Source organism: Rhizobacter sp. (genome assembly GCA_019635355.1).
Taxonomy (GTDB): Bacteria; Pseudomonadota; Gammaproteobacteria; order Burkholderiales; family Burkholderiaceae_C; genus Rhizobacter.
Window position 1 is genome coordinate 2,107,173 of the sequence record JAHBZQ010000001.1, and the last position, 12,193, is coordinate 2,119,365.

At 68.6% G+C, this 12,193-nt stretch carries 10 protein-coding genes; 6 read left to right on the forward strand and 4 right to left on the reverse strand.

Annotated elements, in window-relative coordinates:
• Window positions 1-86: 86 nt before the first annotated feature.
• Complete coding sequence (locus KF892_09375) at window positions 87-932, forward strand: class I SAM-dependent methyltransferase (GenBank protein ID MBX3625210.1); 846 nt, start codon at window positions 87-89, stop codon at window positions 930-932.
• Window positions 933-936: 4 nt separating this feature from the next.
• On the opposite strand, the gene KF892_09380 is transcribed toward KF892_09375, so the two are convergent.
• Complete coding sequence (locus tag KF892_09380) at window positions 937-3,387, reverse strand: UvrD-helicase domain-containing protein (protein ID MBX3625211.1); 2,451 nt, start codon at window positions 3,385-3,387, stop codon at window positions 937-939.
• Window positions 3,388-3,439: 52 nt separating this feature from the next.
• Here KF892_09380 and KF892_09385 point away from each other — a divergent pair, with 52 nt between their 5' ends.
• Complete coding sequence (locus KF892_09385) at window positions 3,440-4,471, forward strand: patatin-like phospholipase family protein (GenBank protein ID MBX3625212.1); 1,032 nt, start codon at window positions 3,440-3,442, stop codon at window positions 4,469-4,471.
• On the opposite strand, the gene KF892_09390 is transcribed toward KF892_09385, so the two are convergent.
• Window positions 4,456-5,052: a Crp/Fnr family transcriptional regulator gene (locus KF892_09390; protein ID MBX3625213.1), complete on the reverse strand. Its 597-nt coding sequence runs from the start codon at window positions 5,050-5,052 to the stop codon at window positions 4,456-4,458. The two genes, KF892_09385 and KF892_09390, sit on opposite strands and share 16 nt — an antisense overlap.
• Window positions 5,053-5,126: 74 nt before the next feature.
• Here KF892_09390 and KF892_09395 point away from each other — a divergent pair, with 74 nt between their 5' ends.
• From KF892_09395 to KF892_09410, 4 genes are all read left to right on the forward strand, one after another.
• Window positions 5,127-5,600, forward strand: coding sequence for a (2Fe-2S)-binding protein (locus KF892_09395; GenBank protein MBX3625214.1), 474 nt, complete (start codon window positions 5,127-5,129; stop codon window positions 5,598-5,600).
• Window positions 5,597-7,657 (forward strand): molybdopterin-dependent oxidoreductase, encoded by a 2,061-nt coding sequence (locus KF892_09400; protein ID MBX3625215.1) that lies wholly within the window; start codon window positions 5,597-5,599, stop codon window positions 7,655-7,657. The genes KF892_09395 and KF892_09400 overlap by 4 nt, the downstream gene beginning before the upstream one ends.
• A gap of 205 nt (window positions 7,658-7,862) precedes the next feature.
• Window positions 7,863-8,840, forward strand: coding sequence for a GMP reductase (locus KF892_09405; GenBank protein MBX3625216.1), 978 nt, complete (start codon window positions 7,863-7,865; stop codon window positions 8,838-8,840).
• A 62-nt stretch (window positions 8,841-8,902) separates the two neighbouring features.
• Window positions 8,903-10,258: an amidase gene (locus tag KF892_09410; protein ID MBX3625217.1), complete on the forward strand. Its 1,356-nt coding sequence runs from the start codon at window positions 8,903-8,905 to the stop codon at window positions 10,256-10,258.
• Between the two features lie 12 nt (window positions 10,259-10,270).
• Here the strand turns inward: KF892_09410 and KF892_09415 are convergent, their stop codons facing one another.
• The gene (locus KF892_09415) at window positions 10,271-11,491 is read right to left on the reverse strand and encodes a toxic anion resistance protein (protein ID MBX3625218.1); all 1,221 of its coding nucleotides are present in this window, start codon (window positions 11,489-11,491) and stop codon (window positions 10,271-10,273) included.
• The gene (locus tag KF892_09420; protein MBX3625219.1) at window positions 11,475-12,182 is read right to left on the reverse strand and encodes a hypothetical protein; all 708 of its coding nucleotides are present in this window, start codon (window positions 12,180-12,182) and stop codon (window positions 11,475-11,477) included. Before KF892_09420 ends, KF892_09415 begins: the two co-directional genes overlap by 17 nt.
• Between the last annotated feature and the right edge of the window lie 11 nt (window positions 12,183-12,193).

Below are 12,193 nucleotides of genomic sequence, written 5' to 3' on the forward strand. Positions count from 1 at the left end.
TGCAGGTATGGCAACAAAACAATGCACTGTACAGATTCCATGACGACGCCCACACTGCGCCCCCACGCAGCTCTGCCCTCACCGCCATGAAGCCACACGACCCCAGCACCACCGCACTGGCCACCTCGCTGATGCGTGCGTTGCACACCCGCGGCGCGCCCGCCCCGCTGATCCACGACGACTGGGGCCACCGGGTGATGCCCGCCCAGATCCGGGAGGCCTTGCCCGATGCCATGCTGCGCGCCAACGCGGCCTTCGCGGATGTGATCCTGCGCTGCCGCTACACCGAAGACACCCTGCACGCCGCCATGTCACGCGGCATCGACCAGTACGTGCTCATCGGCGCAGGCTTCGACAGCTACGCCCAGCGACACGACCCCACGGCCGGCCCGCTCGCGATCTACGAGATCGATCACCCGGCCACGCAGGCGCTGAAGCGGCGCCTGCTGGCCAGCCATGCGCCGGCCTCGGAAGCGCAAACGCACTACGTCGAGGCCGAGCTGGCCTCGGAGAGCCTGGTCACCGCGCTCAAGCGCTCGCCCTTCGACTTCAGCCGCCCGGCCTTCCTGTCATGGCTGGGGGTCACGGTCTACCTGCCGCGCGAGGCCAATCTCGCGACGCTGCGGGCCATCGCGTCGTGCGCGGCGCCGGGCAGCGAGCTGGTCTTCTCGTATGTCGACGAAGCGATGTTCCGCCCCGGCCAAGACACGCCGGCCGACTTCCGCAAACTGCAGGAGCGCGCCGCGTCGGTCGGCGAACGTTTCATGTCCGGATTCGACCCGGCGGGGCTGCCGATGCTCCTGCACGACCTCGGCTTCGAACTGCTCGAAGACCTGGATGGCATCGAGCAGCTGCAACGCTACGACCCCGAGGGCCTGAACGGCCTGGAGCCGAAAGCCGAGGGGCACATCGCACACGTGCGCGTGCGCTGAGGCCTCACTCGATCGGCGTCAGCTTGGCCACGCTCAAGGCCAGCCACTTCATGCCGTGGCGGCCGAAGTTCACCTGCGCACGGGCATCGTCGCCCGTGCCTTCGAGCGTGACGAGCACCCCCTCGCCGAACTTGGTGTGGAACACGCTCTGGCCCACGCGCAGGCCGTGGCTACTCTTGGTGACCGGGCCACTGGCCGGTGCGTTGCGTGGCGCCACGTTGCCCGCGCCGACGATGGAGCCCAGGCCCGAGCCTTTCGCCCAGGCCGACTGGTACTCGCGCGCAAAGCCCGAGCCGAAGCCCTGGTTGCGCGGCGTGATCCAGCGCAGCGCGCTTTCGGGCAGCTCGTCGAAGAAGCGGCTCTTGATGTTGTAGCGCGTCTGGCCGTGCAGCATGCGCGTCTGGCTGAAGCTCAGGTACAGGCGCTTGCGTGCGCGCGTGATCGCCACGTACATCAGGCGGCGCTCTTCTTCCAAGCCATCCACATCCGACACGCTGTTCTCGTGCGGGAACAGGCCCTCTTCCAGGCCGGTGATGAAGACGGCATCGAACTCCAGGCCCTTGGCCGAGTGCACCGTCATCAATTGGATGGCGTCTTGCCCGGCCTGCGCCTGGTTGTCGCCGGCTTCGAGCGAGGCATGCGTGAGGAAGGCGGCGAGCGGCGACATGATCTCGCCCGTTTCGGCATCGGGCACTGCAGCTCGGGCGAAATCCAGTGCGTCCGTTCGGGCTGAGCTTGTCGAAGCCCCTGCCGCGTCGGCCCAAGGCCCTTCGACAGGCTCAGGGCGAACGGACCCGGATGCGTGTTCGTCGATGGGCAGCGCCACCGCGTCCTTGCCGAATCCTTCCTGCGTGACGAAGGCCTCGGCCGCGTTGACCAGTTCCTCCAGGTTCTCGATGCGGTCCTGGCCTTCCTTGTCGGTCTTGTAGAACTCGAGCAGGCCGCTCTCGTGCAGCACGTGCTCGATGATCTGGCGCAGGTTGAGGCCCTTGGTGGCCTCGCGCATGGCATCGATGAGCGCCACGAAGGCCTGCAGGTTGCTGCCGCCCTTGCCCGGCACCGCCGTCACGCTCTGCGACAGGCTGCGCCCGCTCGCACGGGCCGCGTCTTGCAGCAGCTCGAGGGTGCGCGAGCCAATGCCGCGCGTCGGGAAGTTCACCACGCGCAAAAAACTCGTGTCGTCGTTCGCGTTCTCGATCAGGCGCAGGTACGAGAGTGCATGTTTGACTTCGGCCCGCTCGAAGAAGCGCAGGCCACCATACACCTTGTAGGGCATGCCGGCGTTGAAGAGCGCGCTTTCGATCACCCGGCTCTGCGCATTACTTCTGTAGAGCAGCGCGATGTCGCTGCGCGCCATGCCGTCGCGGTGCAGTTGGCGTGCTTCGTCCACGAACCACTGCGCTTCCGAGAAATCGCTCGTCGCCTCGAACACACGCACCGGCTCGCCGGGGCCAGCCTCGGTGCTGAGGTTCTTGCCGAGGCGGTTGGTGTTGTGCGAGATCAACTCGTTGGCCGCGTCGAGGATGTTGCCGTAGGAGCGGTAGTTGCGCTCCAGCTTGATCACCTGCTCCACGCCGAACTCGCGCTCGAAGGCCGTCATGTTGCCGACCTGCGCGCCGCGGAAGGCGTAGATGCTCTGGTCGTCGTCGCCCACGGCCATCACCGCGGTCTGCGGCCCGGTGAACATCTTGAGCCAGGCGTACTGCAGGCGGTTGGTGTCTTGAAATTCGTCGACCAGGATGTGGCGGAAGCGCCGCTGGTAGTGCTCGCGCAGCGCCGCGTTGTCGCGCAGCAGCTCGTAGGTGCGCAGCATCAGCTCGGCGAAGTCGACCACACCTTCGCGCTGGCACTGCTCTTCATAGGCCTGGTAGACCTGCACCATCACGCGGCTCTGCTCGTCGCGCACGTCCACGTCTTTGGGGCGCAGCCCTTCTTCCTTGCTGCCGGCGATGAACCACGTCACCTGCTTGGGCACGAAGCGCTCGTCGTCGAGGTTCATCGCTTTGATGATGCGTTTGACGGCCGAGAGCTGGTCGCTCGAATCGAGGATCTGGAAACCTTGCGGCAAGTTCGCGAGCTTCCAGTGCGCACGCAGGAAACGGTTGCACAGCCCGTGGAAGGTGCCGACCCACATGCCGCGCACCGGCACCGGGAGCATCGCGCCCAGGCGGGTGAGCATTTCCTTCGCGGCCTTGTTGGTGAAGGTCACCGCCATCACGCCGCCCGGCGTGAGCTGCCCGGTCTGGATCAGCCAGGCGATGCGCGTGGTGAGCACGCGCGTCTTGCCCGAGCCCGCGCCGGCGAGGATCAGCGCCGAGCGGGCCGGCAGGGTGACGGCCGCCAGCTGCTCCGGATTCAAGCCGCGCAGCAGCCCCTGTTGTTCATGGCTTGCGGGCTCGCCGACGGCGCCCTCGTCGGGGGCATCGGGCGAAAAAAGAGGCAGGGAGGCTGTCATCGACACATTCTAGGAAAACACCCCCGGCATGCTTCCTGCCATCACCCCTTCGATGCCCTTGATCCATCGTTTGAAAACCCCTTCCCTCGGCCTTGCCCTGCAAGGCGGCGGTGCACACGGCGCGTTCACCTGGGGCGTGCTCGACCGCCTGCTCGAAGCCGGGCACTTCCACATCACCGCCATCAGCGGCACCAGCGCCGGCGCCATGAATGCGATCGCGTTGGCCGACGGCTGGCGGCGCGGCGGCCCCGAGGGCGCACGCGATGCGCTCAGCCGCTTCTGGACGGCCATCGGCACCCGCGTGCCCTTCGACCTGCTGACCTCGGGCGACGCCGCCCGGCCCGGCCTCAACGCCGCCGGCCGCGCGCTCATGCACTGGACGCGCCTGCTCTCGCCGTACCAGTTCAACCCGCTCGGCACCAACCCGCTGCGCGAGGTGCTGCAGGAGCAGATCGATTTCGAAGGCTTGCGCGCGGCCAGCCCGATGGCCTTGCACATCGCCGCCACGCATGCCAACACCGGGCGGCTGCGGCTCTTCGAGGCGCACGAGCTGAGCGTCGACGCCGCCCTCGCCTCGGCCTGCCTGCCCACGCTGCACCACGCGGTGATGATCGAAGGCGAGCCGTATTGGGACGGCGGCTACAGCGCCAACCCCGCGCTCTTCCCGCTGGTGCGCAGCGCCATCGACGAACTGCTGATCGTGTCGCTCACCCCGCTGCACTACAGCCGCACGCCGGTGAGCGCCGACGAGATCCAGGCGCGCGCGCTGGAGTTCGCCTTCAACGCCACCTTCCTGCGCGAGGCCCGCACGCTGGCCGAGGCCTGTGCCGAAGCGCGCCAATCGCGCTGGCCTTTCCTCGGCAGGCTGGAGCGACGGCTGCGCCGCCTGCACCTGCACCTGATCGACGCGCACGACGAGCTGGGCGAACTGGCCGGTGAAACCCGGCTGATCGCACACCTGCCCTTCCTGGAAAACCTGCGCGACCTCGGCCGCGCGCGTGCTGCGCGCTGGCTCGATGCGCATGCCGCCGACGTGGGGCACCGCTCCAGCATCGACCTCGCCGCGCTCTACGCCCCGGTCTGAGCGCCGCGCGCCATGCGGCCGCGGATGCGCGACAGCGCCACCGGCGTGATGCCGAGGTACAGCGCAATGTCCTGCTGCGCGACGCGCTTCACGAGGGAGGGCGACTCGTGCAGGAAGAGCCGGTAGCGCTGCTCGGGGCTCAGCATCAGCAGTTCGCGTTCACGCTTTTCCTTGCGCACGCCATAGTGCTCGATGCCGGCGCGCAGCGCCTTCTGCCACGCCAGGTGCCGCTCGCCGAGCGCGAGGATGCGCGGGTAGCTCAGCGGCTCCACCACGCAGGGCTCCAGCGCCACCGCGGTGAAGCTCGTGCGCCCACCCGGCGCGAGGGCTGCCAGGCTCGCGAAGAAGCCGCCCTCGTGGATGAAGGACTTGATGCGCTCGCTGCCGTCTTCGCGCAGGTAGGCGAGCTTGACGAGGCCGCGTTGCACGATGCACAGCCAGGGCCAGGGCACGTCGCTCTCGAAAAGCGCTTCGCCGGCGGCGAGCGTGCGAGGCTGCACCTCGGCGGCGAAAGTGGCCCATTCGGGCAGGGGCCCACCAGCGAGGTGTTCGAGTAACGGCTGGGCGGCAAGCGTGTGCATGCGCGCACGGTATCGCAGCGCGCGCTTAACCCGGGATAACGACAAACCCCGAGCGCCTGCTTAAGGTCATCGCCATGGAACTGACGCTCAATCGACAACCCCTCACGCTCGGCGACGAGCAGGCCGCGCAGCCCCTGCTGTGGTGGCTGCGCGAAGACAAGGGCCTCACCGGCACCCGCTACGGCTGCGGCGAGGGCGTGTGCGGCGCCTGCACCGTGCACCTCGACGGCCAGGCGGTGCGCTCGTGCATCACCCCGTGCAGCGCCGCCGCCGGGCGCGACCTCACCACCATCGAAGGCCTGGCGCGCGGCGACACCTTGCACCCGGTGCAGCAGGCCTGGCTGGAGCTGGCGGTGGCGCAGTGCGGCTACTGCCAGAGCGGCCAGATCATGGGCGCGGCGGCCTTGCTGGCCAGCACGCCCAACCCCAGCGACGAACAGATCGGCGCCGCGATGGCCGGCCACCTTTGCCGGTGCGGCACTTACGACCGCATCCGCGCCGGCATCCACCGCGCCGCGCAGATTGCCCGTGAGCGAGGTGCACGATGAGCGCCACGCTGTCGCGCCGCGCGCTGCTGGCCACCGGCGGCATCACGGTCGCCTTCGGCCTCGGTGGCTGCTCGCTCATCCCGCCCATCCCCAAGCGCCCGGCCCCCACGCTCGACGACGCCCTCGGCTGGATCCACCGCACGCCCGAGGGCCGCTTCTTGCTGTGGTGCCCGCGCGTGGAGATGGGGCAAAACGTGCTCGGTGGCCTGCGCCGCATCGCGGCGCTCGAGCTGGGCGTGGCCGAGGACACGATCGAAGTGCGCATCCCCGGCACCGGTGACATCAGGCGTGTGAAGGGCACCGTGGGCAGCGATTCGGTGCGCGAGCTGCTGGTGCCGCTGGCCACCGCCTGCGCCCGCTTGCGCGACGAGATGAAAGCCCGAGGCGTCGCGCCGCCGCTTCGCGCGATCACCTCATTGCGACAACGCACGGCCTTGCCACCCGTCGCACCACCCCAGCACCACGCGCTCGTGACCGGCGCCCCCGTCTTCGCGGCCGATGTGCGCCTGCCCGGCCTGCTGCACGCGACCGTGTTGCACCCGCCGTGGCGGCCCGAACTCGGTGTGGCGCTGGACGGCTGGAACCGCGAGGCCGTGCAAGCCGTGCCCGGCTTCGTGGCCCAGCTCACGCTGCCCGAGGTCGACGGCCCCGTGCTGGTGGCACGCCACCCTGCCGCACTCTTCGCGATGCGCCGCGCCGCCGACGTGCGCTGGACGAAACCCGCGCATACCCCCGACCCCGAGCGCATGGTCGACATCGACGGCGTGCTCGCCAAAGGCCGCTTCACGAAAGACAGCTGCGCGGTGCAAGACGGGCCGTGGACGGTGGACCTTCGGCTCGACGTGCCGATGGCCGCCCATGCCGCCATCGAACCGCGCTGCGCGGTGGCGCAGTTCAGCACCGACTCCGACGGCAAGCCCACGCTCGACCTCTGGTGCGCCACGCAAGACCCGTTCTTCATGCGCGACGTGATGGCCCGCGACCACGGCCTGCCGCTGGATCGCATCACGGTGCACAACCACCGCCTCGGTGGCGGCTTCGGTGGCCGCACCGTGGCGTTGATCGAGCGCGAAGCGGCCTACGTGGCGCGGGCCATGAAGGCCCCGGTCAAGCTGCAATGGATGCGTGAAGACGAGTTCACCGGCGCCTTCCATCGCCCGCCGTCGTCGCACCGGGTGAAGCTGCGCGTGGGCAGCGATGGGCTCATCTCCGACTGGTGGCACGCCCTCTCCAGCTCGCACGTGATCTTCACCTCCGCTGGCATGCCGCCGTGGATGCAGACCTTCACCGATTTCGTGGGCGACGCCGGCACCGCGCGTGGCCAGCACGCGCCGTATGCATTCGCACGCCAGCGGCGCTCGATGCAGCTCACGCGGGTGCCGCTCGCCACCGGCCCCTGGCGCGGCCTCGGCGCCGGGCCCAACGTGCTGGCGATCGAAGCGGCGATGGACGCCGCCGCCCGCGCCAGCCAGCAGGACCCGGTGGCGTTTCGGCTGCGGCATCTGGCGCACGCACCTGCGGGGGAGCACCTCGTCGAACCCAGCCGCCTGTCGGCCGTGCTCAAGCGAGTGGCCGAGCGCGCCGCACGCGAGGCCCCTCGCGCCGCCGCACCGGGGGCGCGTGTGGGCCGCGGGGTCGCCTGCGGCGTCTACAAAGGCCTGAGCGTGGTCGCCGCCGTGGCCGAGGTCGCCATCACGGCCGATCGCATTCGCGTGACGAAGCTCTGGTGCAGCCACGACTGCGGTGCGATCGTCGATGCGCGCAGCGTGCGCGCGCAGGTGGAAGGCAACCTCGTGTGGAGCCTGAGCCTCGTGCTTTTCGATCAGCTCACCGCACCCGAGGCCCGCGCCGCGCAGACCGCGTTCGCCGACTACCCGCTGCCGCGCATCACCGACATGCCCATGCTCGACATCGACCTCGTGGCGAGCGACAAACCGCCCAGCGGGGCGGGAGAGGCAGCCATCGTGGCGGGCGCCGGTGCCGTCTACAACGCGCTGGTGGCCGCCAGCGGCAAGCAGCCCATGCGCCTGCCAGTTATGCCCACCGACCTCTCCTGAACCGTGGTTTTTGACCACCTGATGCGCGAGGTGCCTGCGTAGAATGCGTCACCGGGCCCAAATTTGGCGCCCGGTTTTTTTCGTCTGCACCGTCCCCGCTGGCGGCCTTCGCGGACAACCGGGTTCACCAGTCAAGCGCTCGCAGCCATTGGGCCGCGCACTGCCTCAACGCGCCGCTCGTTTTGACGCACAGGAGCCTTGATCCATGGAAATCTTCGACTACGACAACATCCTCTTGCTGCCACGCAAATGCCGCGTGGAGAGCCGTTCCGAGTGCGACAGCTCGGTCGAGTTCGGCGGTCGCAAGTTCCTGCTGCCGGTGGTGCCGGCCAACATGAAGACGGTGGTCGACGAGCCCATCTCCGAATGGCTCGCCGCCAACGGCTACTTCTACGTGATGCACCGCTTCGACCTCGACAACGTGGCCTACGCGAAGCAGATGCGCGACAAGGGCTTGTTCGTCTCGATCAGCGCCGGCGTGAAGGCCGAGGACTACACCACCATCGACCGCCTCGCCGCGGAAGGCGTGGGCGCCGACTACATCACCATCGACATCGCGCACGGCCACGCCGAGACCGTGCGTCGCATGATCGAGCACATCAAGCAGAAGCTGCCGCAGACCTTCGTGATCGCCGGCAACGTGGGCACGCCCGAAGCGGTGATCGACCTCGAGAACTGGGGGGCGGATGCGACCAAGGTCGGCATCGGCCCCGGCAAGGTGTGCATCACCAAGCTCAAGACCGGCTTCGGCACCGGCGGCTGGCAGCTGAGCGCGCTCAAGTGGTGTGCGCGTGTGGCGACGAAGCCCATCATTGCCGACGGTGGCATTCGCGACCACGGCGACATCGCCAAGAGCGTGCGCTTCGGTGCGGCGATGGTGATGATCGGCTCGCTCTTCGCGGGCCATGAAGAATCGCCCGGCCGCACGGTGGAAGTCGACGGCAAGCTCTTCAAGGAGTACTACGGCTCGGCCAGTGACTTCAACAAGGGCGAATACAAGCACGTGGAAGGCAAGCGCATCCTCGAGCCGGTAAAGGGCCGGCTCGCCGACACGCTGCGCGAGATGCGTGAAGACGTACAGAGCTCCATCAGCTATGCCGGCGGCACCAAGCTCGCCGACATCCGCAAGGTCAACTACGTGATCCTCGGCGGCGACAACGCGGGCGAGCATCTGCTGATGTGAGGGAATGGGCGGCGGTGCTATGGTGAAAGAGGCTTCCCTCTCTTCACCAGGAACACCCGCCCATGTCGTCTTCGATCCCTGAACAGGCCGGCGCGATCGAGCTGGCCCGCTTGCTGGCCGAGCGCCAGATCGGCGCGTTGGAGTTGTGCGACGCGCACATCGCTCGCATCGAGCAGCGCGACACCGAGATCAACGCCATCGTCGTGCGCGACTTCGACCGCGCCCGCGAGGCCGCCCACGCCGCCGATGCCGCGCTCGCGCGCGGTGAGCGCCGGCCGCTGCTCGGCGTGCCGATGACGGTGAAGGAGTCGTATGACGTGGCGGGCCTGCCCACCACCTGGGGCTTCGCAGAGTTCGCCGACTACCGGCCCGATGCCGATGCGCTGGCCGTCACGCGCATGAAGGAGGCCGGCGCCATCATCCTCGGCAAGACCAACGTGCCGGTGGCGCTGGGCGACTGGCAGACGGTGCACCCGCTCTACGGCCGCACGAACAACCCGCTCGACCTCAAGCGCTCGCCAGGCGGGTCGTCAGGCGGCTCGGCCGCGGCGCTGGCCTCGTACATGGTGCCGCTGGAGCTGGGCTCCGACATCGGCGGCTCGATTCGCGTGCCGGCGCATTTCTGCGGGCTCTACGGCCACAAGCCGAGCTTCGGCCTGCTGCCGCCGCGCGGGCACAAGCCGCCGCGTGCCGACGGGGCCGGCTCGGGCCTGGCGGTGATCGGCCCGCTCGCGCGCAACATCGACGACCTCACCCTCGCCTTCGACCTTCTCGCCGTGGCCGACCCGCTCGACCCCGGCCTGCGCTTCGAGCCACCGAAGCCGCGCGTCACCTCGCCCAAGGGCACCCGCCTGCTGGTGGTCGACACGCATCCGCGCTGCGCCACCGACAGCGACACACGCCAGATGCTGGCCACACTCGCCGCCGACTTCGAGCGTGCGGGCGCCAGCGTCGCGCGCAGCAGCCCGCTGCTGCCCGACCTCGAAGCGGCGCACAAGCTCTACATCCCGATGCTGACGACGGAGATCAACCGCGCCATGCCCGAGCGCCAGCCGCAGCTCAGCGCCAACCAGTGGCTGGGCCTGCTCGACACACGCCAGCGCCTGCGCAACCAGTGGGCGGCGCTCTTCCGTGAGTTCGATGCGGTGCTGATGCCGGTGTTCGGCACGCCGGCCTTCGAGCAGTTCGACGATGGGCCGTGGCCGGGGCGGCAGTTGAAGGTGGATGGCGAGCCCACGCCCTACGGCGACCAGCTCGCCTGGCCCGGCGTGGCCACCGTCTCGGGCCTGCCCGCCACCGTGGCGCCGGCCGGCCGCTCGAAGGAAGGCCTGCCCATCGGCGTGCAGATCGTCGGCCCGTGGCAGGAAGACCGCACGACGCTCGCACTGGCCGGCCTCGTGGGCCAGCTCAGGCGCTGAGCCCGGCCGCGATCAGAGCGACACCGGCCCCTGGATCTGCGCCTGGCCGGCTTCGCGGGCCTGCTGCTGGCGCACACGGTCGATGTACTGCTGGCTCTTCTGCAGCTGCTCGGCCATGATGGTGTTGTTCTGGCCCATGACCGTGATCGCCTTGGAGCGGAACGAGTCCATCGCGTCCATCGCCTTGTAGGTCTGGTCGAACATCTCCTTGATCTTGTCGATGCCGAGCATGGGGTTGCTGGCGAACTCGGCCGTCTTGTCGACGTGGCTGTTGAGCTGGCGGCCGGTCTCGGTGATGAGGTTGCCGATGGTGGTGTTCACGCCTTGCAGCATCTCCATCACCTGCACCTGGTTGCCGGTGGCACGGGCCACCGTCTGCGCAACCGCCAGCGCGCTCATGCCGGTGGTGGCCACGCGGCTGCAGCCGTTCATCATTTCGCGGCCAGTCTTCTTGAGCACGTCGAGCGCGAGGTAGCCGTTCACGCACACCGCCTGCTGGGTGAGGATGTCGGCGAGGTTCTGGCGGGCGTAGAAGAGCACTTCCTGCTCGAGCGCGTTGGCGCGCTGCGGGTCGGTGGCCTTGAGCGATTGCACCTTCTCCGCCAGGCGCGCATCCAGCGAGGTGGCGAACTGCGCGGCGGCGGCGAGCTTCTGCATCGCGTCCCACAGCTTGGTGCGGGTGGCTTCGATGTCGACGATGTCCTTCTGCACGTCGTCGCGCGCGGCGTAGAGCTGGCTCATCGACTTTTGCAGCTGGCTGCCTGCGCTCTCGAACTTGCGGAAGTAGGCCTTGAGCTTGTTGCCGAAGGGGATGATGCCCAGCAGCTTGTTGGGTGCCAGCAGGTCGCCTTCGTTGCCGGGGTTGAGCTTGTCGAGGTGGCCGCGGATCTCGCCGATGGCCTTGTAGGCCGCCGTCTCTTCCGCGCCGATGAAGTTTCGCTGCAGGAAGCGGCCCTGCATCAGGCCGGCCGCGTTCGAGATCTCATCGCGGCCGAGCGCGAAGGCGCTGTCGAGCTTGTGCTTGAACTCGGCGCTGTGGACGTCTTCGGTCATCAGCGCGTCGATGAAGCGCATCACCTGGTCGTCGACGGCTTTCGCCACCTCGGGCTTGAGCGGCACGGCGGTACGCGTCGCCTCGGCCGGCACCGGCGTGATGACCTCGGGCGGGGTGAGCTGGAAGTTGGGCACGCCGCCGTAGGCGACGGTGGGGGTGTCTTCAGGGCCGTTGTTCATTCTTGGGCTCCGCTGCGGGTTGGATCTCGGGGGCGGCAAGCGAAGGCTTGCCGAACTTGTCATGCAGGAAACGCGAGTGGACGAGGAACGCCTGCGCGTCTTGGCTCGCGAGGTCGTCGGCCAGTTGCTTCACCTTCGTCTCCAGCTCTTGAAGGGTGTCGCGGAAGATGTCTTGCGCGGTCTTGCCATCGTGCAGCACGCGGCTGGCGGCGTACTGCGGCGGAATTGACAGATACGCCTTCAGCGCATCGGGCAGGTACGAGATGGCGATGTGGCGGGCGTGGAAGCCTTCCTGCATCGACAGCACGCCCTGGCTGCGCTCCCACTGCGAGAGCAGCGATTGAAGCGATTTGCACAGGTCGAGCGCCTTGGCTTGCAGGCTCGCGGGCAGGCGGTTCTCGGGGTTGTATTCGACGAGGCCGCGCACACCGGCCAGCGCGCGGGTCATCGCTTCTCTCGCGTCACCCTCGTCGCTGAATTCGAGCGCGTCTTCCCACATCGGGCCCGAGAGTTTTGGGAACCCCAGCCACAAGCCGCCGATGATGAAGCCGGCCACGTAACCGCCGACCGCGAGCGGCAGGCCGGCGAGGCCGATCAGGTTGAGCGCCTTCAGCACCAACACCACGGTGGCGAGGCCGAGGCCGCACCAGTTGGCGGGGCTGAGGAGGACGCGGGCGAGCTTGTCGACCATTCGGCTCACCT